Source organism: Alkalibaculum sporogenes (assembly GCF_009362815.1).
Taxonomy (GTDB): domain Bacteria; phylum Bacillota; class Clostridia; order Eubacteriales; family Alkalibacteraceae; genus Alkalibaculum_A; species Alkalibaculum_A sporogenes.
Genome location: NZ_WHNX01000006.1, coordinates 92,663 through 118,560 on the forward strand (window position 1 = coordinate 92,663; position 25,898 = coordinate 118,560).

The following is a 25,898-nucleotide window of genomic DNA, read 5'->3' on the forward strand; positions in this document are numbered from 1 at the left end:
TTTATTTTATCCCGCATTAACACGCACTAAGACTCCCGCCGTAGGTTGCGGGCTTCTAGCTCCTTTCAGTTGCTACTAGCCACGCCAACCCTGACAGGGGCAACAATATTCAATTTCAAGATGATAAAAAAGCCCCTATTGAATAAAGTTTCACTTTATTATAATAAAACAGATTATCACTAAAATTTAAAACTATTATATTGTACTTAGATGTGTTACAAGTAGTTTGTTCTATAGCTTCTTGTCTTTATTATTAATTAAATGTATAATCATATATATTATTATTTGCGGAGGGTTAAAATGACAAAAAACTATATTTTCTCAAATCACGATACAGTAAAGCTTGCTAAAAAGTACGGTACACCATTATATGCAATAAGTGAAGATATTATTAGAGATAATGCTAATGGAATTATAGAAGCATTTGATAAGCAAAATATAGACTATGAAATTAATTATGCAGGTAAAGCTTTTTTAAATATGACTATGTGTAAAATAATTAATGATTTAGGTTTATCTCTAGATGTAGTCTCTGGAGGAGAATTATTTACAGCCTATGAAGCTGGGTTTCCTATGAATAAGGTCTGTTTACATGGCAGTAATAAGTCTATAAGTGAAATGAAGATGGCAATCGAATATAATGTGGGTAAGATAGTTGTAGATAGTGAGTATGAGTTAAAACTATTAAATGATTTATGCAAAAAAGCAAAGACAAAGAAAAATGTTTTTCTTAGAGTATCACCTGGTATTGAAGCACATACTCATGAATATGTGCAAACTGGTAGAGTTGATTCAAAATTTGGAATACCACTTAAGCTCGTAAAATCTTTATTTGAAGACAATAAAGATTTAGAATTCGTTAATATTATTGGTTTGCATTGTCATATAGGTTCTCAAATATATGATGAAAGACCATTTTTAATAACAAGTGCAATTATGCTTGATTTGATGAAAGAATTAAAAGCTAATGGTCATATCATCAATGAGCTAAACTTAGGTGGAGGGTTTGGCATTCCTTATCTAAAAGACGATTCTATATTTGAAATTGAAATTTATCTTGATAAACTTCTTGAAGCAGTAAGAAATAAGTGTAAGGAAAATGGTTTAGACATTCCTAAGCTTATTGTTGAGCCAGGTCGTTATATAATAGGGACAGCAGGTATTACCTTATATGAAGTGGGAACTATTAAAGAAATACCTCATACAAGAAAATATGTGAGTGTTGATGGAGGGATGGCTGATAACCCAAGACCAGCACTATACAATGCACTACACCACGCAATTGTTGCTAATAAGGTTAATTTTAGCGAAGAAGATGAAGAGTTAGTTACAATAAGTGGTAAATGCTGCGAAACGGATACCTTAATATCAGATATACTATTACCTAATCCTGTAGCAGGAGATATTTTAGCAGTATTAAATACAGGTGCCTACAATTACTCAATGGCAAGTAATTACAATAGACTCCCAAAACCGGCTGTTGTACTATTAAAAGGGGATAAGGACGAAGTTATAGTAGAAAGAGAAACCTATGAAGATATAGTCTCTAAGGACAGAGTGCCAAGCTGGTATAAGTAATAAAGTGATGACAATTATTTCAGTATTACAAAAATAAAAGAGGGAGGCAAGGGATTGTCAAATACATTAAATTCAGTTCTGCAAAATATTATGTCAATATTATATATTTTGCCAGCACTATTAATATCAATTACTTTTCATGAATTGGCTCATGGTTATGTAGCATACAAATTGGGAGATCCAACTGCAAAGGATTTAGGTAGGCTTACTTTAAATCCAATAAAGCATATTGATCCAGTTGGATTTTTATCTTTGCTTATATTACGTTTTGGATGGGCAAAACCTGTACCGTACAACCCTAGTTATTTTAAAAATCGAAGACAAGGAACATTGTTAGTTGCAATTGCTGGTCCTATTACTAATATTATTTTAGCACTGTTGTCACTAATTGCGATTGCACTGATAAATACTAGTTATAGTATATGGTACAATATCCTTGAGATGATGTTTTTGTATAATATAATTTTTGCAGTATTTAATAGTTTGCCTGTTCCTCCATTAGATGGTTCTAAAATACTAGCTAGTATTTTACCAGAAAAATTAGAAACATTTTTTTGGAAATACGAAAAATATGGTTATATTATATTGTTAATTCTTATTTTTACCAATGTGTTAGGCATGATATTAGAACCAGCAATATCAGTGACCATGAATGTATTAGTTGCGATTGTGCAATTTTTTCTATAAATCCCGAAGGAGAAAAAAATGGATTATGAAATCAAGCTACAAGAATTTGAAGGTCCATTAGACTTACTACTACATTTAGTTCAGAAACATGAGATTGATATATTTGATATTCCTATTTCAGAAATTACTGAACAATACATATATTATATAAATCAGTTTAAAGAATATAACATGGAGTTATCTAGTGAATTTATAGTAATGGCTGCACATTTAATTCAGTTAAAATCTAAATTACTTTTACCAATTGAGGAAAATGAAAATGGTGAAGAAATTGACCCAAGAGATGAATTGGCTCAAAGAATTTATGATTATAAAATATTTAAAGAAATAAGTGGATTCATTAAAAGTAAAGAGGACACATATCTTAAAATCTTTTATAAAGATCCAGAATATCAATTAATCAATGATGATATTATTACTAATATTGATATAAATAGTTTATTAGAAGCTTTTAAAAAGGTTATAGCAAAGAGTAAGATAGAAGCTAAAGATGAAGAAATAATAATACATAAAATTCAGAGTGAAACTATACGAATTGAAGACAAAATAAAGCAAATTATAACGCAACTAGATAATAACGAGACAGTAGAATTTAGCAGTTTATTTCCACATCGTCCTACTCGTACTAATATAGTCGTAACCTTCTTAGCATTATTAGAACTTTTAAAAAAGAATGTTATAAAATTTATTCAATACAAAACATGCGGTGAGATAATTATTTCGAAAGTATAAGGTGAATAACATGGATGTTGTTAATTTAAAAGCAGCTATCGAAGCAATATTGTTTGCATTAGGTGAAGCAATTTCATTACAAGAGATTGCACAAGCATTAGATACTTCTACGGAAGAAACAAAGAAATTAATGGATGAACTAGTTGATGGCTATAATTCAGGTGAAAAAGGCATCCAGATAATTCAAATAAATACAAAATATCAATTTTGTACTAGACCCAAATATCACGAGTATATTAACAGTCTTATGAATGAGAGAAGTACAAGTGGGCTATCCCAAGCAGCATTAGAGACTCTATCAATAATAGCGTATAAACAACCTGTTACTAGAGTAGAAGTAGAGAATTTGAGAGGTGTAAAATCTTCAAGCTCCTTGCAAACTTTAATAGACAGAAATCTAATTAAAGAAGCAGGTAGATTAGATGCTCCAGGAAAACCGTTTTTATATGAAACTACATTTGAATTCTTGAAGTATGCAGGTATTACTAACCTAGATGACTTACCTGAATATGAGGTGTTCGTTGCAAGTGTACATAGTCAGGAACATGAAGAAGTAGCAATACAAATAGATTAAGAAACAAAAGTATAATACTAAATGATCCAATTAGTAAGCTCTTATCCAAGATATGGTAAGAGCTTTTTATAAAGTCATATATTAATTTGATATATCAGAAAAATTCGATGTAATTATCTGTTTATAAAATCTTGTTAAAAAATCTAATTCTAAAAGCAAATAAATTTTAATACATTTATGATATAGGTTATTCAATCAAGCATCAACTAAAATCTTATCATAAATGATAACTAGGAGGAATACATGATAAAGAAGTACGTGGTTGTTTTATGTTTATTTATTTTATTTAATTTAATATTTCCTATCACTACTTACGGAGTAGAGGTAGGTGCAAAGTCTGCGATTCTTATTGAAGAAAAAACAGGCAGAATACTATATAATAAAAATATTGATCAAGTAGTACCTATGGCTAGCACTACTAAGATAATGTCTGCTATTGTTGCTCTAGAATATGGAGACTTAAGTGATATTGTCGTTGTAGATGATAAAGCTGCCTATGTTGAAGGTTCTTCAATTTATATTAACAAAGATGATGAAATTAGACTGGAAGATTTAGTGTATGCTCTAATGTTGAGATCAGGTAATGATGCAGCCTATACTATCGCAAATCATATTGCTGGCAGTGAAGAGAATTTCGTCGAGTTGATGAATAAAAAGGCAGAAGTTATAGGCGCAAATAACACGCATTTTATGAATCCTCATGGTCTTCATCATGATGAGCATTACACAACAGCAAGAGATATGGCGTTAATAACTCAGTATGCATTTAAAAATAAAGACTTCAAAAAAATTATTGGTACTACCAAAACAGAGATTCAAGTTAATGATCAAACGAGGGTAATTTATAATAAGAACAAGCTTCTTACCGGATACGAAGGAGGTAATGGAGTAAAGACGGGATATACCATGGCTGCTGGAAAGTGTCTAGTTTTTTCTGCGACTCAAGCTGAGATGCAGGTAATTGGAGTAGTACTAGATGCTTGGGATATTTGGAATGAATCAAGAATATTACTTGACTATGGATTTGAAAATTATAACAAAGAGAATGCCTTGAAAAAAGGAGAGTATATAGCGACTATTTATATAGAAGATGGAATCAATGAACAAATTAAGATTATTTCCAATGAAAATGTTGACATTCCACTGAAACAGGGAGAAAATATAGAACGAACCCTTACTATAGATGAACACATTAGAGCACCAATCTTCAATAAGCAAAAAGTTGGACTTCTTGAATTTTTCGTAGAGGATAAACTCGTTTATAGTAAAGAGTTGTATAGCCCTCAAAAGGTGTATGAAAAAAACTATATAAAGTTTTTAAACGAAAATATTAGAGATTTTTTTACTTTCTGATACTATTATCGGTACTTTGGTAATAGATAAGTTGACTTGAATGTATTTTGAATTATATATACAAATGTACAAATGATTTAAGCTATAATAATTATAGCTTAATAGGAGTGAGAACTATGAGATTGCAAAAGTACTTGGCTACACAAGGTATAGATTCTAGGCGTAAGTGTGAGGAACACATTAAAAATGGACGAGTTAGGGTCAATGATGAGATAATTACAGACATGGGGTTTAAGGTTGATCCCAATGTAGATTTGATACTATTTGATAATAAACAAGTACAAGTTGAAGAAGAAAAGATATATATTATGATTAATAAACCTAGAAACTACGTTTCTACTGTTAAGGACAATTTTAGTCGCAAAACGGTGTTAGATTTAATTAAGATTAAGAGCAGAGTTTATCCTGTTGGGAGATTAGATTACGATACACAAGGTCTTTTATTACTCACTAATGATGGAGATTTCACTTATTCACTAACTCATCCTAAACACCATATCAATAAGACTTATATTGCTAAAGTAAAAGGCAGACCTACAAAGATGGAAATAAGTAAGTTTGAAAATGGCTTAGTAATAGACGATTATAAGACTTCTAAAGCGTCTTTTAAAATAATAAGGGAAGATAGAGATAATACGTTAGTTGAGATAATAATTTGGGAAGGTAGAAATCGACAAATTAGAAAGATGTGTGAAGAAATAGGTCATCCTGTAATTACATTAACAAGAATAAGTATTGGTCAATTGCATTTAGGTGACCTACAGGTTGGTAAGTTTAGGTATTTAACAGATAAAGAAATCAATTTATTGAGGTGAAGGAACATGATAGAAATAAAGATATTTAATAGAGATGAATTAATTAATTTTAATATTAATGAAGAAGAATCTACCCATGTATGTTTGATAAGCGAAGGAGAAGCTACATTAGGAGTTGCTGGAATAAAATACGATGGTGAGTCTGATATAGAACTTATTTTTACTGAAATGAGAATAGATGATGAATTTCTATTTGATGGTCTTGTTAAGACTATAGTAAATTACGCCGATACACAAGGGTTTGAAGAGATAGTGATTTACGACGAAGATACAGTAGATTATCTAAATAGAAGTAGTATTAAGATAAGTGAAAATATAATTAGTATTCAAGAATTCAAAAATAGAACACATTGTAGAAAGGTCTAGTATGAATATATTTAATATTATAGAGATTTCTCATAATTATGTGTCTAAGGTACTGAGAATAGGTGAAATAGCAATTGATGCAACAGCTGGTCATGGTAATGATACAATTTTTTTAGCAAAATTACTTGGAAAAGAAGGACATGTATATGCATTTGATATTCAAAAGTCTGCTATTGATAGCACTAATGAGAAACTTATAAAATCAGAACTAAAATGCAATGTATCTCTTATTAAAGACAGCCATGAAAATATTGGTAATTACGTAAACAATAATATTGGGTGTGCGATGTTCAATTTAGGTTATTTACCACAAAGTGATCAAAACATAGTAACTTGTGGACAAACAACAATTATCGCTATTCAAGAATGTATTAATCTTTTAAGAATTGAAGGAATCATAAGCATATGTGTCTATACGTCTCATCCTGGGGGTAGAGCTGAAGCTTTAATTGTAGAAGATTACCTAGAAAAAATAGATAAGAAAAATTTTAAAGTATTAAAATACTTTTGTCTAAATGATAAAACATCACCATATTTGGTATTTATATACCGCATAAAGTAGATACTACTAATTGACAATAATTTCCCACTTATCATTTTTCTTCTTGAAATAGTGCTTGTTAATGCGGGATAAATAAAATATAAAAAGGAATGAAACTATTTGAAAAAAGTAATTGTGATTGGTGGTGGTCCTGCGGGAATGATGGCAGCGGGAACAGCAGCAATAAAACACGAGGTACTATTAATTGAAAAAAATGAAAAGTTAGGTAAGAAACTTTTTATCACAGGAAAAGGGCGATGCAATTTTACTAATGCTTGTGAAATTGAGAATTTGTTCGACAATATCATAACTAATAAAAATTTTATGTACAGTTCATTCTATAGTTTTAGTAATGATCAAACTATACGTTTTTTTAATAGTTTTGGATTAAAAGAAAAAATTGAAAGAGGGAATAGAGTCTTTCCAATTAGTGATAAATCCAGTGATGTGATCAAAGCACTTGAAAAATATTTAAATGATAATTACGTACAAATAAGATTAAATAGTGAAGTAAAAGAAATTATAGTAGATAATGGAAAAGTTAAGGGAGTATTATTACAGGGTGGTCAAGAATATTCGTGTGATTGTTTAATTTTAGCAACTGGAGGATTATCCTATTCTCAAACAGGGTCTACAGGAGATGGATACAAATGGGCTAGAAGATTAGGTCATAATGTAGTCAAATTAAAAAGCGCATTAGTACCTTTAGTTGCAGAGGAAGAATTTATAAAAGAATTGCAAGGTTTGTCTTTGAAAAATGTACTAGTATCTTTATATAAAGGAGAAAAGTTGATTAAAGATTATATGGGAGAAATGATTTTTACCCATTTTGGTCTTTCAGGACCTGCAATATTATCTCTAAGCTCCCTTATGAGAGAAGATGAAGATTATAGTATAAAAATTAACTTAAAACCAGCCTTAGACGAAGCTACTCTTGACAATAGAATAATAAGAGATTTTGAAAAATATACAAATAAAAATCTTAAGAATTCACTTGATGATCTCCTTCCTAAAAAACTAATTCCAGTAATTATACGTCTAAGCGGAATTGATGAAAATAAAAAAACAAATCAAGTAACTAAAGAAGAAAGAATTAAGATTAGAAATGTACTACAGGGTTTAGCTATAAATATAACTAGTAAAAGACCTCTAAACGAAGGAATCATAACTTCTGGTGGGATTAATGTTAAAGAAATCGATCCAACTACTATGCAGTCGAAAATTGTCAGTGGTCTTTATTTTGCAGGAGAAATTATCGATGTAGACGCCTTAACTGGTGGATTCAATTTGCAGGTTGCTTTCTCAACTGGATATTTAGCAGGAGAAAATTGCTAATATTCGCATGAAAATTATTGTAAATACATAAGATAATAGGGAAGTTGGAAAGTGAAAGTGTAGTAAAGTTATAATTCACTTTTAAAGGAGCGTTGGTAATATGAAAGATGCCGTTTCTGTATTTGAGAAACTACTAGTAACATCAATAATATTTGTATTTACTATAGTTATTCTTGTACAAATATTTATTAATAATGATGTATTAGACACGATAAAAGCAAATGAAGATGGGACAGCAGTTAGTTTTGAAGAAAGTTCAGCATATACGCCTCATAGTTTTATAAAGTATAGTCTGTCTGATGCCAGTAAAGTTTCATTACTCTTAAACGGAGAAAGTGTCGACATAGATATTACATCGGAGTTAAAGGTCTTTGATGGTGATGTCTTGGAGATTAAAAATCCTGAAGATGAATTAGTTGAGTTTCAAGTTAGAAATATCTCAACAGAAATATCAAATCCTAAAACAGGTAGTGTTTATGAATGTTCAAAAGGTATTACTTATTTATTTAAAGTTAAAATAGAAGAAATAAGTTGAAACACTTATAAATAATTGATATATTTTAATAGATTCATTTGCAAGCCTAGCTTGCTTTTTTATAAGATTAGTAGAGTTCAACAAACTCAATAAGGTCCAAATTTTACTATCTTACTTGAAACGTGTCAAAAACGCTTTCTTGTAAGTGTGGCTGTTTGTGAAACTATTATTCCTAAAAATTTATTTTTACTTAAAAATATGGGACGAACTATAATGCGTTTTAGAGTAAAAACTGAATATTTTTTTCAACAACATAATAAACAAAAGTACTATCAGGAGGTAGAAATGGAACAAATACATATTGCAATTGACGGTCCAGCAGGTGCTGGTAAAAGTACTATAGCAAAAATACTAGCAGATAAAATAGAAGTTGATTATTTAGATACAGGTGCTATGTATAGAGCATTAACTTATCATATAATTAAGTGTAATTTAGATATAGACAAAGAGGAAATTATAATTAATGAAGCTGAGAAAATAGACATAAATTTTGTGAACAATTCTATTTACTTAAACAATCAAAATATTGATAATGAAATTCGTTCATCACAGGTTAGTAAAAATGTATCCACAATTTCTAAAATTTCTAGAGTGCGAGAAATTATGGTTGATAAGCAACGTGAAATAGCAAGACATAAGTCTGTTATAATGGACGGTCGTGATATTGGAACTGTTGTTCTTCCAAATGCAAATGTGAAATTTTATTTAGATGCATCCATTGAAATTAGAGCTCAGAGAAGGTACAATGAGTTAGCCAATAAACGAGAAGTAGAATTTGAAGATCTAAAAAATGATATAATTAAAAGAGATGATATGGATAGTAAAAGAGATGTGTCTCCACTTAAAAAGGCAAATGATGCATTAATTATCGATACTACTGATAAAAGTATTGATCAAGTTGTATGCGAGATGATTAATATTATAAGTAGTGTAAAAGGAGGAGATATTCTATGATTTATTATATGGTTAGATTTATAGTGAATATATATATAAGTATGTATTACAAATTCGAAGTTGTAGGAATTGATAAGATACCTGATAGTGGTTCTTTAATTATTTGCTCAAATCATATTCACTGGGCAGATCCGGTTATAGTAGCTTGTAAGAGCACTACAAGACAGGTACATTACTTAGGAAAAAGCGAACTTTTTAAAAACAATTTTATATCTTGGTTTTTAAAGCAACTAAAGGTAATTCCAATTAATAGAGGTAAAAACGATGTAGGTGCAATAAAAAATTCATTAAGAGTTCTTAAAGATAAAAAAACATTAGGAATATTTCCAGAAGGAACTAGAGTTAGTTCAAAAGAAGAAAAGAAGCCAGAAGCTGGGATGGCTATGTTAGCAATCAAATCAAAGGCAACTGTTATTCCTATAGGTTTGATTGGCAATTACAAGTTTCGAAGCAAAATATTAATAAATATTGGAGAACCTATTCTATTAGATGAATATCATGATAAAAAGGTAAATAAAGAAAAACTAGAAGAAATTAGCTTAGAAATTATGAAAGAGATTAAGAAATTAACTTAATCAAAAGAAGAGGAATAAAATGGAACTTATAATAGCAAAAACAGCTGGTTACTGCTTCGGTGTAAATAATGCTGTGGACTCTGTAGAAAAAGCAATAAAGGAACATGAAAATACTGATATTTATACATTAGGGCCAATAATTCATAATAAGCAAGTAATAGATAAGTTGACTAAAAAAGGTGTTAAAACTATTGAAGATTTAAGTGAAATAAGTCAAGGAATTGTAATCATTAGATCTCACGGTGTAGGAGAAAACATCTTAAAAGAAGCTGATGAAAAAGACCTAAATACTATTAATGCAACATGCCCTTATGTAAAAAGCATTCAACAAAAAGTAAATCAATATTATAAAAACGGATACAAAATTATTATAATCGGAGATAAAAATCATCCAGAAGTAAAAGGAATTAACGGTTGGTGTGAAAATAACGCTCTAGTGGTAGATAATAAAAATAGTGTGCCAAATACAGATAAATATGATAAAATATGCGTTGTAGCACAAACAACTATTACAAATACATTGTACAAAGAGATAACAGATAAAATTAGCGAGCAAAACCCAAATGCAGTACTATTTAATACTATATGTAACGCAACACGTGAGAGACAAGATGAAACTAAGACTATTGCTAGTTCAGTTGATTGTATGATAATTATTGGTGGATATCATAGCTCAAATACTCAAAAATTAGTAGTTATAAGCCAACAAAACTGTAAAAATACTATTCATATAGAGACTAAAGAAGATCTTGAAATTGGTAGTATAAGAAAATATAAAAAAGTAGGTATTTCGGCAGGTGCTTCAACACCTCGTTGGATTATCGAGGAGGTAATAGATTTTATGGAAAATAATTTAGAAAACGAAATAGAAAATGATATGAAAGAAAGCTATGAAGAAACCTTTAATAATTTAAAGAAAGGAAGTGTAGTTGAAGGAAAGGTTATATCTGCATCAGATGATGAGATAATCGTCAATGTAGGTTATAAAACAGATGGTATTATTAAAAAACATGAATTTACTAACAATCCTGATGCTGATTTAAGTACATTAGTAAAACCACAGGATGTAATAGAAGTGTTAGTATTAAATATAGGTCAAGATAATATTGAATTATCAAAAATAAGAATTGAAGAGAGAAAAGCAAAAGATGAGTTAGAAAAAGCTTATCAAGAAGAAAGGGTAATGTCTGGTAGAATCGTTAAAGTAATCAAGGGTGGTCTCATGGTTGACATTGATTTCTCAGAAGTTTTTATGCCAGCATCTCAGTACCACTTTAAATATATAAAAGATTTAAATACTCTTATGGGAGAAGAAGTAAGAGGGAAAATAATAGAATTCGATAAAAAGAAAAACAAAGTAATTTTTTCTCAAAGGGTTATATTAGAAGAAGAACAAAATATAAAAAGAGAAGAAGACGCTAAACAGAAAAATGAATTTTTTGATTCTTTAAAAGTAGGACAAAAGATAGATGGTAAAGTTAAATCTATTATGAAGTACGGTGTATTTATCGAAATAGGTCCTATTGACGGATTTGTTCATATTTCAGATTTATCATATAGTAAGGTTAAGCACCCTAGTGATATAGTTAAAGAGGGAGAAATAGTAGAAACAGTAATTATAAATTTAGATCATGAAAATGCCAAAATTAAATTAAGTATCAAAGAATTGACAGAAGATCCATGGACAACATTTATAAAAAGTTATAGTAAAGATACTGTTGTTCAAGTAAAGATAACGAATATATTGTCTTTTGGAGCTTTTGCAGAGATTATACCTCAGGTGGAAGGATTAATTCATATCTCTGAAATTTCTCACGATAAAGTAGAAAATGTAGAATCAGTACTTACATCAGGAGAAGTTGTGGAAGCAAAAATAATAAATATAGATAAAGAAAAGAAAAAGATATCTTTAAGTATTAAAGAAACATTAGAACCTCAAGTAAAAGAAATAGAAGAAAATGTTACAGTTTATAAAGAAGATGATGCAAGCCCTACTTTGGGAGATTTATTTGGTGATTTATTTAAATAGGATAACATAAAATATGTATAAAAAGAGATTGATTTCGAAATAGATGAATAAACTTTATACTTATAAATTAAAAATAAGAAAAATCATATAGAACTATGGTTTTTCTTATTTTTTGTAATATAGCAAATATGAACTCAGCCAAATTAGCAAGCTGTTTGTCTGTTTTAGTGAGTCCAACCAGAAGCAATACGCTTCGCTAGTTACTTCTGGTTACGCGGACAGTCGCCAAATGAAAGCAAGCTTTCATTTACGGATTTTGTCACTAATTCAGCCAAATTAGCAAGCTGTTTGTCTGTTTTAGTGGGTCCAACCAGAAGCAATACGCTTCGCTAGTTACTTCTGGTTACGCGGACAGTCGCCAAATGAAAGCTAAGCTTTCATTTACGGATTTTGTCACTAACTCAGCCAAATTAGCAAGCTATTTGTCTGTTTTAGTGGGTCCAACCAGAAGCAATACGCTTCGCTAGTTACTTCTGGTTACGCGGACAGTCGCCAAATGAAAGCAAGCTTTCATTTACGGATTTTGTCACTAACTCATCCAAACTAGCAAGCTGTTTGTCTGTTTTAGTGGGTCCAACCAGAAGCAATACGCTTCGCTAGTTACTTCTGGTTACGCGGACAGTCGCCAAATGAAAGCAAGCTTTCATTTACGGATTTTGTCACTAACTCATCCAAACTAGCAAGCTATTTGTCTGTTTTAGTGACAAAATCCTACGAAAACTCGTTTTCGCTTGGCTCGTTGTCTTCACGATAAAAAAAGCACTATAGTATAGTACTTTGTGAATAAAATGGAGCTGGCAATAGGAATCGAACCTACAACCTGCTGATTACAAGTCAGCTGCTCTACCGTTGAGCCATGCCAGCATATAAATATTAAATTGTAGTTTATATTGATATAAGTAACTAAGACACTATTCTTAGTGGTGCCTTGAGGCGGAATCGAACCACCGACACGAGGATTTTCAGTCCTCTGCTCTACCGACTGAGCTATCAAGGCGTAATTTATAATTAGTAATTAGCTTTAGTCACTAGGGAATTAATATAAAACATAAATAAATTCATTTTTTTAACTTAAAGATAAAAAAATGGTGGGCCTTCAGGGACTCGAACCCCGGACCTACCGGTTATGAGCCGGTTGCTCTAACCAACTGAGCTAAAAGCCCACATTTGATTGCTACTAGCAGATTGATATTACTAAAAGCTAGTTGCTTTAAAATATGGTCGAGGTGAAAGGATTCGAACCTTCGGCCCCATGGTCCCAAACCATGTGCGCTACCAAACTGCGCTACACCTCGTGATTAATGACAATTAATAATATACAACATATCAAAAAATTTGTCAACGTATTCTAAAAAAAACTATTGTTGCAATCTGTTGCTTTTTTAAGTCATCAGTACAATTACAATGACAAAAACGAGAAATTTAATTAAAATTTATATGTTATTGACAAAATTCAATATAATCTTCGCAAAATTAGTAATATAATAAATCATACCCAGATTTAATATTTAGATAATGTTATGTAATTGTCTTATATAAATCTATAGTTACATACTGCAAATAGTTCACAAATAAGAATAGATTAGTAAATTTTTAAAAATGGGGGATTAAATTGGGTTTAAAAAAGCATACTATATCAGAAGTCGCAACTTTACTAGATTATGAAGCCCATGTATTAAGGTTTTATGAGAGAGAATTTAATATAGCAGTACCTAGAAATAAGAATAATCGCAGACAATACACTACTAAAGAAATAGAGACATTCCAATATATTAAAACGTTAAAGGAGCAAGGTTATAATAATAATCAGATCAAACAAATACTTAAGTCTCCAACGGTTGAAGAAGAAGACACTTCTTCAAATGCAGAAACGACAGATATACAATTAAGTAGTAGTAATAAGAAAGAATTTGATATCTCAGAAATGGCAGTTCACTTAGAACATTTAAGCGAAGCTGTATTTTATAACTTTAATGAAATAAATCAAAATATGAAAAAGTTAAACCTTAATTTAGAAGAATTAAGAAGTGAACATTTTATGGAAGAAAAAAGTGTCTTGGAATCAGAAAACGAAAAATTAAAAATGAGACTTAAAGAAAAAACCTATGAACTAGTAGATATTAAAGAAAAATATTCAAGATTAGAACAAAAGAAATTTGTGTTTAAAAAGATTTTTAAGTAGTATTAAAAATGGGACATCAAATGTCCCATTTATTTATATTTATCTAATTTAATAGTTTTTTATTCTTTATGATTGATTGTTTTTAGCTTGTTCTTCATAAGAACGAATCATTCGTTTTACCATTTCACCACCGATAGAACCGGCTTGTTTAGAAGTTAAGTCTCCATTATACCCTTGTTTTAAATTAATATCTAAGTCTCTAGCACATTCCATTTTAAATTGTTCTAAACCGGCTTTTTGACTTCTTCTACTCATGTTTTTTCACCTCCTTAAGTTGTTAATAATAGTTTGCTTCAAAAAAACCATTATAGTCAGGTAATATTAGTAAATACTTTATTAATTTATGTAAGTATTTAGAGAAACAAAGTATACTATGAGGCTTGAAAGCCTCATAGTAAAACAGATATATTATTGTTGATTATTTTTAGCTTGTTCTTCATAAGAAAGGATCATTCTTTTAACCATCTCTCCACCGATAGAACCGGCTTGTTTAGAAGTTAGTTCTCCATTATATCCTTCTTTTAAATTGATATCTAAGTCTCTAGCACATTCAACTTTGAATTGTTGTAGACCTGATTTTTGACTTCTTCTGCTCATGAATACACCTCCTTTAATGTTAATATATTAATCTGGAAATATTTTGAGTAATAGGTTAAATTATGTTTTTTACAATCAATAGTTATAATTTAGTATTTAATCTTATAAATTAGAGAATAATATATAAATAATCTCTACTTATAATTTTTTAAATTTATCTATTGTTGATTATTTTTAGCTTGTTCTTCATAAGAAAGGATCATTCTTTTAACCATCTCTCCACCGATAGAACCGGCTTGTTTAGAAGTTAAGTCACCATTATATCCTTGTTTTAAATTGATATCTAAGTCTCTAGCACATTCAACTTTGAATTGTTGTAGACCTGATTTTTGGCTTCTTCTGCTCATGATTACACCTCCTTTTCTGTTCTTAATAATAGTTTGGATAAAATACTAGATAATAATCAGGTAATATATAGATAGAATGGAAAAAAACCTGTTTTTATTCCGCATTAACTGTAAAAACCAGATTGGTTTTACTAATATTCAGTAAAGAATGAAAAAAAAACCTGCTGAATAAAGTATCACTTTATGTCTATTTTTAAGTTAAATTTGAATTTAAAATAAATAAAACTAAAATAATGTAGTATTTTAGATATTTCCTCGAAAATAATCTTTAATTTTGATATAATAATCTTTTGTAAAGAGGTGAAGCATGGAAAGAAAATATTATAAAATTTCAACATATGGTTGTCAGATGAATGAGAATGATTCAGAAAAAATTGCAGGCATGCTAAGAGAATTAGGATACAGTCCAACTAATGAAGATAATGTAGCAGATATTGTGATTCTGAATACTTGTAGTGTGAGAGAAAATGCAGATGATAAAGTGTTTGGTCATCTAGGATTGTATAAACATATAAAGAAACAAAAACCAGATATGATATTATGTATATGTGGTTGCATGATGCAACAAGAAAGTGTAGTAAATCAAATTAGAAGCAAGTTTAAACAAGTTGATTTAATATTTGGCACTCACAATCTACATATTTTCCCTGAGCTCTTATCTAATTATTTGGAGAAAAGAGAGATGGTTGTAGATGTTTGGGATGAAGGACAACTTATTATTGAAGATTTGCCAACATATAGAAAGTACTCATTTAAAGCCTATGTTTCTATCATGTATGGGTGTAATAATTTTTGTAGTTATTGTATAGTTCCTTATACACGTGGTAGAGAAAGAAGCAGAAATTTTGATAGCATTATAAAAGAAGTTGAAAGTCTTGCTAGCACTGGTTGCAAAGAAATTACCCTCCTTGGTCAAAATGTTAATTCATATGGTAAGACATTAGATATGCCTATATCATTTTCTGATCTACTTAAGATGTTATGTAAAGTAGAGGGGATAGAGAGAATTAGGTTTATGACTTCTCATCCAAAAGATTTATCAGATGAACTAATAGTTACCATTAGTGAAGAAGAAAAAGTTTGTAATCATATTCATTTGCCATTTCAATCTGGAAATACGCGAATACTAAAAGAAATGAATAGAAAGTACACAAAAGAGGATTATATATTACTAGTTGATAAGATAAGAAAAATTATTCCCAATATAGCTCTTAGTACAGATATTATTGTTGGTTTTCCCGGTGAAACAGAGGAAGAGTTTTTAGATACTATTGACGTAGTTAAAAAGTGCGGATTTGATTCATCATATACATTTCTCTATTCTATAAGAAGTGGAACACCAGCAGAAAAAATGCAAGAGCAAATAGCAGAAGATATAAAACATAAAAGATTAAATAAACTTTTAGATGTTCAAAAAGAAATAAGTAAAAAAATAAACTTAGAATACAAAGAAAAAATCGTAAAGGTATTAGTAGAAGGGCCTAGTAAAAACAATCCTGAAATACTATCAGGTAGAACTGAAACAAACAAGCTAGTTAATTTTGCAGGAAATAAAGATACTATTGGTAGTATCGTAAAAGTAAAAATTACTCAGGCCAAAACTTTTAGTCTAGATGGAGTACAAGTATAATTCGAAAGGGAGATGTATATGGCACAGCTAACACCCATGATGAAGCAGTATTTAGATATCCATAATAAAGTTAAAGATGCCATTCTATTTTTTAGATTAGGTGATTTCTATGAGATGTTTTTTGACGATGCATTGACTGCTTCTCGCGAATTAGAGATAACTTTGACAGGTAGAGATTGTGGGTTAGATGAAAAGGCTCCTATGTGTGGTGTGCCTTATCATGCTGCTGAAAATTATATTGCTAGATTAATAGAAAAAGGATATAAAGTAGCAATTTGTGAACAAGTAGAAGATCCAAAACAAACAAAAGGCATAGTAAAGAGAGAAATAGCTAGGATAATTTCACCTGGTACGATTTCAGATGGCAAAATGTTAAAAAATAAAAATAATAATTATTTAATGAGTATTTATTATAATATGACAGGATTTGGATTAGCTATAGTAGACGTGTCTACAGGAGAATTCTATACTTCTCAAGTGGTAGCTTGTAAAGATCCAAAAGAAAAATTACTAGATGAAATTGCAAAGTATAATCCTTCAGAAATTATTATAAATACAGTTCTTTTCAAGGAAAAATGGTTGATTGACAATATTGAAAAAAGATTTCATTGTTACTCAAATATACTCCCAAATAAATATTTTAACTTGGAAAGATGTCAAGAAATATTAGAAGATCAGTTTAAAGTATACTCAATGACTTCACTTGGTTTACAAGATGATGAATTATCTATAAAAGCAAGTGGAGCGCTTATTACTTATTTAAATGAAACGCAGATGCGAGTATTAACACATATTGATAAAATTAAGAAATATTTAGTCGATGATTATATGGCGATTGATATCTCCACTAGAAGGAACCTAGAATTAACAGAAAACATGCGCACAAGTGAGAGAAAGGGTAGCCTTCTAGATGTATTAGATCACACTCAAACATCTATGGGTGGTCGAAAAATGAAAAGTTGGATTAATCAACCACTTGTAGATGTGGATCAAATTAATGGTAGATTAGGTGCGATAGAAGCTATCCTAGAAAACATGTCTATTCAAATTAGTTTAGGTGAAAATCTAAAGAAAATTTACGATTTAGAAAGGTTGATTAGCAAAATATCCTTTGGAAATTGTAATGGGAGAGATTTTCTATCATTGAAGTACTCTCTAGATATCATACCAAAAGTAAAAGGAATATTATTAAAGTGCAATAGTGACTACATAGAAAAATTAAATAATGATTTAGATCCAATAAGTGAAGTAGTGCAGTTAATTGAAAAAAGTATTCACCCTGAGACACCTGTTAGTGTAAAAGATGGTAATCTTATACGAGATGGTTATAATGACGAGGTTGATTATTATCGTAATATTACTGTATCGGGAAAAGATTTAATAATTAACCTAGAAATCCAAGAGCGCGAAAAGACTGGTATTAAGTCACTGAAGATAAAGTATAATAAAATTTTTGGATATTACATTGATGTAACGAAGAGTAATTTACACTCTGTTCCAAATCACTATATTAGAAAACAAACATTGGCAAACTCTGAAAGATATTATACAGATGAGTTAAAGGATATAGAGAGTAAGATACTAAATGCTGAAGATAAAATTATTAACTTAGAATATGAAATTTTTCAAAGTATTAGAAAAGAAGTGTTAAACTATGTACAAAGAATAAAACAGACTGCAGAAAATATAAGTGTAATAGATGTACTATATTCATTTGCAATAGTAAGTTATAAAAATAATTATATTAAGCCTATAATAAACTCAGGTGATGAAATTATTATTAGTGAAGGTAGGCATCCTGTTGTAGAAAACATGTTATCTGAACAAGAGTTTGTTCCTAACTCTTGTGAATTAAATTGCGTGGATGCTACAATGCTAGTAATAACTGGACCTAATATGGCAGGAAAATCTACATTTATTAGGCAAGTTGCCATTATTACTTTAATGGCACAAATAGGCTGTTATGTTCCTGCACAAGAAGCAATACTAGGTGTTGTTGATAGAATATTTACTAGAGTTGGAGCATCTGATGATTTAGCATTAGGACATAGCACATTTATGGTAGAGATGAGCGAAGTCTCTAATATTTTAAAAAATGCAACTTCAAAAAGCTTAATAATATTAGATGAAATAGGTAGAGGAACTAGTACCTTTGATGGTTTAAGTATTGCTTGGTCTGTTGTAGAATACCTACACAACAAAGAAATTCTAGGAGCTAAGGCCTTGTTTGCTACACATTATCATGAATTGACTCAATTAGAAAATATACTAAGTGGAGTAAAAAATTATTGTATTAAAGTTCAAGAAAGTGAAGAAGGAGTTATCTTTTTAAGAAAGATAATTCCTGGTAGCGCTGACCAAAGTTATGGTATAGAAGTTGCAAAGTTAGCAGGTCTACCAGACCAAGTTGTTAAGAGGGCAAGAGAAATTTTGAGCAAACTTGAAAATAATGAGGAAATAGTAGAAGGTTATCTACCAAAAACAAATTTGGAAAATGAAATAAACTTATTTAATTATAGTGATAAGTTAATAATAGAAGAATTAAAGAAACTACCAATCGATGATATGACTCCTATGGAAGTGATGAATTACATATACGAATTAAAAAAAAGACTGTAATGAAGTGAATGTGGGAGTATAGGGGTGTTAGTCAAAGTGAATGTACATAAGTATAGTAGCATATATTCGTTAATGAGGTGGATTTATGGCTATAAGAGTCCTTGATAAGGATACAGCAGATAAGATTGCAGCTGGAGAGGTTATTACAGACCCTACTGCTGTTATTAAAGAGCTAATTGAAAATAGTTTAGATGCTCACAGTACACGTATTGATATTGATGTTGTAGATGGTGGTAAAAAATCTATGACAATAACCGATAATGGAGATGGCATTCTAGTTGATGAAGTCTACCTAGCCTTTGATAGACATGCTACTAGTAAGATTAATAAACTTGATGATCTTAATGAGCTTACAAGTTTAGGGTTTCGGGGAGAGGCATTATCGAGCATCGCAGCTATTTCGAAAATAACAATGAAGACAATGTCACGACAAGAAAATATAGGAAGTTTAGTGAAACTTTGTGGTGAACAAAGACAGGTCCAAAAAAGAAGTTTTAGTCGCGGAACTTCAATAAGAGTAGAGGACTTATTTTATAATATACCTGCTAGGCTAAAGCATATGAAAAAAGGAAATGATCTATCTAAAGATATAATCCAATTAGTAGAAAATTTAGCACTATCACATCCGAATGTTTCGTTTTCATTAAATGTAGATGGTAGACATACTATTAGAACTCCAGGAGACAATAATCTTCATAACTGTATATTCAGTATTTTTGGCAATGAATTTGGTAATAATGTAATTGACATAAAATATGAAAACAAACCATTATTAATCACTGGTTATATAGGTAAACCAAGTTACACTAGAAATAATAGAAAACATCAATATATTTTTATTAATAATAGATTTGTACAGGATAATAAAATTGCAAAAGCTATAGAAGAAGCCTATGAAAATATGATAATGATTAATCAACATCCTGTTTTTATATTGAATATATCTATTCCTCCTCACATGTTAGATGTAAATGTTCATCCTTCTAAAACTAAAATTAAGATATTGAATGAAAGCTTAGTTTTACTGTTGATTAAGGACGGAATAAAAAAGAAAGTAAGAGAAAGCAGTTCTGTAAATATTAGTCACCAGATTAAAAACAATACAGCGCAAATTCTACTAGATGAGTATGTACAGGAAAAAATAACTCCAATCACTAGTTATTCTACTAACACAATAGTCACGCAAACACAAACACAAACACAAACACAAACACAAACACAAACACAAACACAAAATCCAAAGCAAGTAAATAAAAATGTAAATCCTAAAGATGAACAGATTATAAGTAAATTCCAATCAAATCTTGATATAAGCAAAGATGTTAGTAAAATTTTACAAGATTTTAACGATACTACTTATATTGGACAGATTTTCTTTACTTATATCTTATTTGAAGGAAAAGATTTTATTCTCATAGTAGATCAACATGCAGCTCATGAAAGGATACTATTTGAAGATATAACTATAAAAGTGAAAAATGGTAGCATGGTAACCCAGCAAATTATTCCAGTAAATATTAAGTTGTCACCAAGTGAATATCAACTACTTATTAGCAATCAACAACTTTTTTATAAAGTAGGATTTGAACTTGAAGAGTTTGGTGATAATACTATTTGTATTCGAGGAGTACCGATATTTTTAAATAAAACCCAAGACCATAAATTGCTTATTGATATTATAGAGGATATAGATACAAAAATAGACTCTTCAAATATAGCTAAATTTGAAGAAATGATAATAAGAAGTTCTTGTAAGAAAGCTATTAAAGCAAATGAAAAATTAAGCTATAAGGAAATAGATTCACTTATAGAACAGCTTACTTTATGCGATTATCCCTATACATGTCCCCACGGTAGACCTACATATGTACGGATGACCAAAAATGAGTTTGAGAAAAAATTTAAAAGAATTTAGTAGGTGAGCTATGTTAGATAATATAACTGTAATAGTAGGACCCACTGCTTCGGGAAAGACAGATATGGGAGTTCGAATAGCTAAAAAAATAGATGCTGAAATTATTTCAGCAGATTCTATGCAAATATACAAGTATATGAATATAGGTACTGCAAAACCAACGGTTGATGAGATGAGTGGAGTACCACATTACCTCATTGATGAAATAGATCCTAGTCAAGAGTTTTCAGTAGCAAACTTTCGTGAAAAAAGTGAAGTTTATATAAATGATATATTATCCCGTAATAAAAAACCTCTTATTGTTGGAGGTACAGGTTTGTATATTAATGCTTTAGTACAGCCTTGGAACTTCACTAAAACTGAGCCAAACCACGAGTTACGTATAGAATTTGAAAATATAGCTAAAGAAAAAGGAAATGACTATTTACACAATATGCTTAGGAAAGTTGATGAAATTTCTGCTCACGCTATTCATCCTAATAATGTAAAGCGAGTTGTACGTGCTTTAGAAGTATATAAAGAAACTGGCAAACCCAAATCACAGTTTGACTTAGAATCTATGAAAGAACAATTAAAGTACAATCCCATTATTATGGGTATCAATTTGAATAGAGATACTCTGTATTCTAGGATAGAATTACGAATAGATATAATGATAAAATCAGGCCTTGTAGAAGAAGTGCAATCTCTTTTAGACACAGGATATAGTGAATCCCTTGTAAGTATGCAAGGTCTTGGATATAAGGAGATTATAAAGTATATAAAAGGTGAGTATTCTTTTGAAGAAGCTATCGAAATTTTGAAAAGAGATACTAGGCATTTTGCAAAGCGACAGTTAACGTGGTTTAGAAGAGATAATAGAATTAAATGGTTTAATATAGAAGATTATAAAGACAAAGAAGTAATGGAACTAGATATGATAGCTTATTTAAGAAGTAAGGAGATAATATGTGAGAAAAGAAACGCTAGAAATGATGAAGAATGCATACGGAATAGATGATAGTATAGTAATGTTATGTAATAAAAACGAAGAAAAAATTCTAAGCTATTATAAAGAAATTAATTGTATTAGAGAGCATAATCAGATTAAAGTTACACATGCTATGCAAAAAGCTAGAATTAGTGAACGTCATTTTCAGGTATCAACTGGATATGGATATGATGATGAAGGTAGGGAAGGTGTTGAACAGGTATATTCCCTAGTATTTAACTCTGAAGATGCATTAGTGAGACCACAGATTACGTCAGGTACTCATGCAATATCATTATGTCTATATGGAGTTTTAAGACCTGGAGATGAAATGATTTCAGTTACAGGAAATCCTTATGATACTATCAAGACTATTATTGGTAGTGACAAATCAGATAAAGACTTAGGAACTTTGTATGATTATGGCATTACTTATAATCAAATAGAACTATTGAACGGCAAAATTGACACAAAAAAAATAGAACAATCTTTGAATCCTAAAACAAAGATGATATACATACAAAGGTCAACTGGCTACGAATGGAGAAAAGCTCTGAGTATCCAAGAAATAAAAGTGTTTATAAATTATATTAAAAAAATCAATAAAAAAATCATTGTAATGGTAGACAATTGTTATGGCGAATTTATGGATTATTGTGAACCAACAGACGTTGGAGCAGATTTAATTGCAGGCTCACTTATAAAGAACCCTGGTGGTGGATTAGCTCCTGTTGGAGGATATATAGTTGGCAAGAAAGAATTAGTGTATAAAGCTGCCTGTAGATTATCTGCTCCAGGTATAGCAAAAGAAACGGGAGCAACATTAGGTATAAATAGAACTTACTTACAAGGATTATTTTTAGCACCTCATGTTGTTTCAGAAGCAATAAAAACTGCTATTTTAGCTGCAAGAATATTTGAGGATCTAGGATTTGAAGTATGTCCTAAGTCTGATGACTATAGAAGTGACATTATACAAGGTATTAAATTTCAAGATCCAAAAGCTGTTATGGATTTCTGTAAAGGAATTCAAAAAGCTGCTCCTGTTGATTCATTCCTAGTACCAGAACCTTGGGATATGCCAGGATATGATAGCAAAATTATTATGGCAGCGGGATCTTTTATACAAGGGTCATCTATCGAGCTAAGTGCTGATGCTCCTATGAGAGAACCATATATAGCCTATTTACAAGGTGGGTTGACTCATGATCATGGTAAATTAGGAATATATATAGCCCTACAAGAACTTAAAAACACAGAATTTATTAATCTAGATTAATAAATTCTGTGTTTTAATTAGAATCGCCTTATAACTCCAGCAACTTTACCTAAAATAGCTACATCATCTCTATAAATTGGTTCCATTGTAGAATTTTCTGGTTGTAATCTAATGCGTTTATCTTCTTTAAAGAATCTTTTAACAGTAGCTTCTTCATTGTCTACGAGAGCCACTACAATATCACCATTTATTGCAGTGTTTTGCTTTTCTACGATTACATAATCTCCGTCTAATATTCCAGCATCAATCATACTAGAGCCTTTTATATTTAGTATGTAACATTCTTTATTACTAATAAAGTCAACAGGCAAAGGGAAGGTATCTTCAATATTTTCAACAGCTAATATAGGTTGGCCTGCTGTCACTTGGCCGATAATTGGTACTTCAACTATTTCTCTTGTTCTTTTTTGGCTCTTATTTCTGTTTACAACCTCAATCGCCCTTGGTTTAGTTGGATCTCTTTTGATATATCCTTTTGTTTGCAATTTTTCTAAGTGTCCATGAACTGTAGAGGTGGATTTTAAGTTAACTGCACTACATATCTCTCTAACAGATGGAGGATATCCTCTAGTGTGTAACTCGTCGTTTATAAATTCATAAATTTCTCTTTGTTTTTTGCTTATATCTTCAGGCAATAAAATAACCTCCTCTTGTATATTATAATAAAGTGAAACTATATTTTTGTTAATGCGGGATAAATAACTACAGGTTATCATTCTTTATGTACAGAAAAACAATATAAATTCGACCAGCTAATCTGTGTAGGTGTATTATGGAGAAAGCCAGTAGTCACTTGACAGAAATCAAAAAGTTCAGTCGCGTACACCGACTTATCTATTGCTTGCAAACAAGTATATCATAAGGATTACCAAAAAACAAACAAATGTTCGCAAAAAACTTGACATGGAACGTGTGTTCTTGTAGAATGTAAATAGAACAAACGTTCCCAAGGAGGGTTACTATGAGAAAAAGAATAGTGATAGTTGATAAAACCAGATTTACCATTGCTTTGTGCATCTTGATAGTTTCTATTTCATGTGTTTTGATGTTAACTTTTAATACTGTATCTGGAAGTGAAAATTTAGAATATAAAGATTATATTGTTGAAAAAGGAGATACAATTTGGAAAATTGCTGACTTAGTATCAAATGAAAGTATAGATATTAGAGAAGTCGTATATCGTATATCTGAGGCAAATAATATAGGTGGCAGTGATCATATATATCCAGGACAAACTATAAAGATACCAACATTACAAAACAATTAGTCCTAAAAGCTTAAATATAATCAAGAAAAACACAACTCGCGAGTACAATATAAAAGCAACTAGTTTTAACACTAATTGCTTTAGTAATAGTAGCAGAGATTATTTTTAAAGAATATACTCTTACCAAGTATACTTGCTTTAAACTATTATTTTAATGCTGCCAGTAGTTCGTCAATAGTAGCTTGGTGATTTACGCCTGTTAGAAAAGATCTTCCATTAATTACAGGTATTCCCGGGTCTCCAATGATTTGTGTAGTACTAACTAGAACATCTGGTTTTAATGTTTTTACCTTAGATAAAGCTTCAGTCGCTTTACATTGGACTGTCATACAAGCTATACCTTGTTCTTTACAAATTTTTTCTATCTTTTTTGCTACTACTGTAGAAGTTGCAATTGCAGTACCACAAGCAACTAAAATTTTCTTAGCCATTTTTTATACATCTCCTTTAAAATTTGATTAACTTATTAATATATAACATATACCCTACTATATAATTAATATTCACTATAACATAAATGATGTAAAATACTTCTCACTTCTTAAGGAGCAAGTGCCAACGACGGTCACTAAAGCTGCTGAGGTGAAATCTGGTAGAATAAAGTTGCTATTATAACTAATTTATATAGACTTATGAAAACAACAAATGTATAAAATTGTTGTTTTTTTTATGAAGAACTTTTATAAATGATGCTTTCGTGGTAGAATAACTAGATAATAATGTAATTATTCTCTAATTATACTAAAGGTGAAATGGTGATAAAAATGAAAAATTGTGAACTTCAAGAATATAAAGAGTGCAATGAATGCGGCGCGTGTGAATTATGTGATACAGATAAAGAAAAAATATGTGATAACTGTTGTAATTGCATTGAAATAGATTCGGATTATAAAGTTATAGAAATCGAAGATATACAAGATGGGGTAGACCATGACTTTTCAGAGGAAGAAGAGGATATGTTTTTGGATTGGGTGAGTCAAAAAATAGACAGAGATATAATAGAGACGGAGGACTAATT

Annotated in this window: 26 protein-coding genes and 4 tRNA genes; 21 read left to right on the forward strand and 9 right to left on the reverse strand. The window is 30.2% G+C overall.

Going from position 1 to position 25,898, the window contains the following annotated elements; genetic code table 11:
- Window positions 1-300 precede the first annotated feature (300 nt).
- From lysA to GC105_RS05310, 13 genes are all read left to right on the forward strand, one after another.
- Entirely contained in the window at window positions 301-1,578 is a 1,278-nt protein-coding gene (gene lysA, locus GC105_RS05250) for a diaminopimelate decarboxylase (protein ID WP_152802455.1), read from the forward strand.
- Window positions 1,579-1,632: 54 nt separating this feature from the next.
- Window positions 1,633-2,265 (forward strand): site-2 protease family protein, encoded by a 633-nt coding sequence (locus tag GC105_RS05255; protein WP_246169731.1) that lies wholly within the window; start codon window positions 1,633-1,635, stop codon window positions 2,263-2,265.
- Between the two features lie 18 nt (window positions 2,266-2,283).
- Complete coding sequence (locus GC105_RS05260) at window positions 2,284-2,997, forward strand: segregation and condensation protein A (protein WP_152802457.1); 714 nt, start codon at window positions 2,284-2,286, stop codon at window positions 2,995-2,997.
- 10 nt (window positions 2,998-3,007) lie between these two features.
- Window positions 3,008-3,571, forward strand: coding sequence for an SMC-Scp complex subunit ScpB (gene scpB / locus GC105_RS05265; protein ID WP_152802459.1), 564 nt, complete (start codon window positions 3,008-3,010; stop codon window positions 3,569-3,571).
- 243 nt (window positions 3,572-3,814) lie between these two features.
- The gene (locus tag GC105_RS05270) at window positions 3,815-4,924 is read left to right on the forward strand and encodes a D-alanyl-D-alanine carboxypeptidase family protein (protein WP_152802461.1); all 1,110 of its coding nucleotides are present in this window, start codon (window positions 3,815-3,817) and stop codon (window positions 4,922-4,924) included.
- A gap of 116 nt (window positions 4,925-5,040) precedes the next feature.
- Window positions 5,041-5,739, forward strand: a complete 699-nt coding sequence (locus GC105_RS05275) for a pseudouridine synthase (protein ID WP_152802463.1) — start codon at window positions 5,041-5,043, stop codon at window positions 5,737-5,739.
- Window positions 5,740-5,745: 6 nt separating this feature from the next.
- On the forward strand, window positions 5,746-6,105 hold the full coding sequence (locus GC105_RS05280) for a hypothetical protein (protein WP_152802464.1): 360 nt from the start codon (window positions 5,746-5,748) through the stop codon (window positions 6,103-6,105).
- Window position 6,106: 1 nt separating this feature from the next.
- Window positions 6,107-6,667, forward strand: a complete 561-nt coding sequence (gene mnmM, locus GC105_RS05285) for a tRNA 5-(aminomethyl)-2-thiouridylate-methyltransferase MnmM (RefSeq protein ID WP_152802467.1) — start codon at window positions 6,107-6,109, stop codon at window positions 6,665-6,667.
- A gap of 99 nt (window positions 6,668-6,766) precedes the next feature.
- Window positions 6,767-7,981, forward strand: coding sequence for a BaiN/RdsA family NAD(P)/FAD-dependent oxidoreductase (locus GC105_RS05290; RefSeq protein ID WP_152802469.1), 1,215 nt, complete (start codon window positions 6,767-6,769; stop codon window positions 7,979-7,981).
- A gap of 100 nt (window positions 7,982-8,081) precedes the next feature.
- Window positions 8,082-8,516: a hypothetical protein gene (locus tag GC105_RS05295; protein WP_152802471.1), complete on the forward strand. Its 435-nt coding sequence runs from the start codon at window positions 8,082-8,084 to the stop codon at window positions 8,514-8,516.
- Between the two features lie 285 nt (window positions 8,517-8,801).
- The gene (cmk, locus tag GC105_RS05300) at window positions 8,802-9,470 is read left to right on the forward strand and encodes a (d)CMP kinase (protein ID WP_152802473.1); all 669 of its coding nucleotides are present in this window, start codon (window positions 8,802-8,804) and stop codon (window positions 9,468-9,470) included.
- Window positions 9,467-10,045 carry a lysophospholipid acyltransferase family protein gene (locus tag GC105_RS05305; protein ID WP_152802475.1) on the forward strand — a complete coding sequence of 193 codons (579 nt, stop codon included), beginning with the start codon at window positions 9,467-9,469 and terminating at the stop codon, window positions 10,043-10,045. The genes cmk and GC105_RS05305 overlap by 4 nt, the downstream gene beginning before the upstream one ends.
- A 19-nt stretch (window positions 10,046-10,064) precedes the next feature.
- Entirely contained in the window at window positions 10,065-12,074 is a 2,010-nt protein-coding gene (locus GC105_RS05310) for a bifunctional 4-hydroxy-3-methylbut-2-enyl diphosphate reductase/30S ribosomal protein S1 (RefSeq protein WP_152802477.1), read from the forward strand.
- Window positions 12,075-12,863: 789 nt separating this feature from the next.
- On the opposite strand, the gene GC105_RS05315 is transcribed toward GC105_RS05310, so the two are convergent.
- The 4 genes from GC105_RS05315 to GC105_RS05330 form a co-directional block, all read right to left on the reverse strand.
- A tRNA-Thr gene (locus GC105_RS05315) sits at window positions 12,864-12,938 on the reverse strand.
- A gap of 57 nt (window positions 12,939-12,995) precedes the next feature.
- A tRNA-Phe gene (locus GC105_RS05320) sits at window positions 12,996-13,071 on the reverse strand.
- 89 nt (window positions 13,072-13,160) lie between these two features.
- Window positions 13,161-13,237: transfer RNA gene (locus GC105_RS05325), tRNA-Ile, on the reverse strand.
- A gap of 55 nt (window positions 13,238-13,292) precedes the next feature.
- A tRNA-Pro gene (locus tag GC105_RS05330) sits at window positions 13,293-13,369 on the reverse strand.
- A 317-nt stretch (window positions 13,370-13,686) separates the two neighbouring features.
- Here GC105_RS05330 and GC105_RS05335 point away from each other — a divergent pair.
- Window positions 13,687-14,256 carry a helix-turn-helix domain-containing protein gene (locus tag GC105_RS05335; RefSeq protein ID WP_152802479.1) on the forward strand — a complete coding sequence of 190 codons (570 nt, stop codon included), beginning with the start codon at window positions 13,687-13,689 and terminating at the stop codon, window positions 14,254-14,256.
- Window positions 14,257-14,322: 66 nt separating this feature from the next.
- On the opposite strand, the gene GC105_RS05340 is transcribed toward GC105_RS05335, so the two are convergent.
- The 3 genes from GC105_RS05340 to GC105_RS05350 form a co-directional block, all read right to left on the reverse strand.
- The gene (locus GC105_RS05340; RefSeq protein ID WP_152802481.1) at window positions 14,323-14,511 is read right to left on the reverse strand and encodes an alpha/beta-type small acid-soluble spore protein; all 189 of its coding nucleotides are present in this window, start codon (window positions 14,509-14,511) and stop codon (window positions 14,323-14,325) included.
- Between the two features lie 153 nt (window positions 14,512-14,664).
- The gene (locus tag GC105_RS05345; RefSeq protein WP_152802483.1) at window positions 14,665-14,853 is read right to left on the reverse strand and encodes an alpha/beta-type small acid-soluble spore protein; all 189 of its coding nucleotides are present in this window, start codon (window positions 14,851-14,853) and stop codon (window positions 14,665-14,667) included.
- A 158-nt stretch (window positions 14,854-15,011) separates the two neighbouring features.
- Window positions 15,012-15,200: an alpha/beta-type small acid-soluble spore protein gene (locus GC105_RS05350; protein ID WP_152802485.1), complete on the reverse strand. Its 189-nt coding sequence runs from the start codon at window positions 15,198-15,200 to the stop codon at window positions 15,012-15,014.
- A 307-nt stretch (window positions 15,201-15,507) separates the two neighbouring features.
- Here GC105_RS05350 and miaB point away from each other — a divergent pair, with 307 nt between their 5' ends.
- The 5 genes from miaB to GC105_RS05375 all read left to right on the forward strand — a co-directional run bounded on the left by miaB (window position 15,508) and on the right by GC105_RS05375 (window position 23,613).
- Window positions 15,508-16,830 (forward strand): tRNA (N6-isopentenyl adenosine(37)-C2)-methylthiotransferase MiaB, encoded by a 1,323-nt coding sequence (gene miaB / locus GC105_RS05355; protein ID WP_152802486.1) that lies wholly within the window; start codon window positions 15,508-15,510, stop codon window positions 16,828-16,830.
- Between the two features lie 18 nt (window positions 16,831-16,848).
- On the forward strand, window positions 16,849-19,449 hold the full coding sequence (gene mutS, locus GC105_RS05360) for a DNA mismatch repair protein MutS (protein WP_152802488.1): 2,601 nt from the start codon (window positions 16,849-16,851) through the stop codon (window positions 19,447-19,449).
- A gap of 85 nt (window positions 19,450-19,534) precedes the next feature.
- Window positions 19,535-21,364: a DNA mismatch repair endonuclease MutL gene (gene mutL, locus GC105_RS05365; RefSeq protein WP_152802490.1), complete on the forward strand. Its 1,830-nt coding sequence runs from the start codon at window positions 19,535-19,537 to the stop codon at window positions 21,362-21,364.
- Window positions 21,365-21,374: 10 nt separating this feature from the next.
- On the forward strand, window positions 21,375-22,364 hold the full coding sequence (miaA, locus tag GC105_RS05370) for a tRNA (adenosine(37)-N6)-dimethylallyltransferase MiaA (RefSeq protein WP_152802492.1): 990 nt from the start codon (window positions 21,375-21,377) through the stop codon (window positions 22,362-22,364).
- On the forward strand, window positions 22,315-23,613 hold the full coding sequence (locus GC105_RS05375; protein WP_343029958.1) for a methionine gamma-lyase family protein: 1,299 nt from the start codon (window positions 22,315-22,317) through the stop codon (window positions 23,611-23,613). The genes miaA and GC105_RS05375 overlap by 50 nt, the downstream gene beginning before the upstream one ends.
- Before the next feature lie 17 nt (window positions 23,614-23,630).
- On the opposite strand, the gene lexA is transcribed toward GC105_RS05375, so the two are convergent.
- On the reverse strand, window positions 23,631-24,248 hold the full coding sequence (lexA, locus tag GC105_RS05380) for a transcriptional repressor LexA (RefSeq protein WP_246169732.1): 618 nt from the start codon (window positions 24,246-24,248) through the stop codon (window positions 23,631-23,633).
- 326 nt (window positions 24,249-24,574) lie between these two features.
- Here lexA and yneA point away from each other — a divergent pair, with 326 nt between their 5' ends.
- Complete coding sequence (yneA, locus tag GC105_RS05385; RefSeq protein WP_152802496.1) at window positions 24,575-24,880, forward strand: cell division suppressor protein YneA; 306 nt, start codon at window positions 24,575-24,577, stop codon at window positions 24,878-24,880.
- A 146-nt stretch (window positions 24,881-25,026) separates the two neighbouring features.
- Here the strand turns inward: yneA and GC105_RS05390 are convergent, their stop codons facing one another.
- A complete protein-coding gene (locus GC105_RS05390; RefSeq protein WP_152802498.1) occupies window positions 25,027-25,311 on the reverse strand; it encodes a PTS sugar transporter subunit IIB in 285 nt (94 codons plus the stop codon).
- A 333-nt stretch (window positions 25,312-25,644) separates the two neighbouring features.
- Between GC105_RS05390 and GC105_RS05395 the strand changes: the two genes are divergently transcribed.
- The gene (locus GC105_RS05395) at window positions 25,645-25,896 is read left to right on the forward strand and encodes a hypothetical protein (RefSeq protein ID WP_152802500.1); all 252 of its coding nucleotides are present in this window, start codon (window positions 25,645-25,647) and stop codon (window positions 25,894-25,896) included.
- Window positions 25,897-25,898 lie beyond the last annotated feature (2 nt).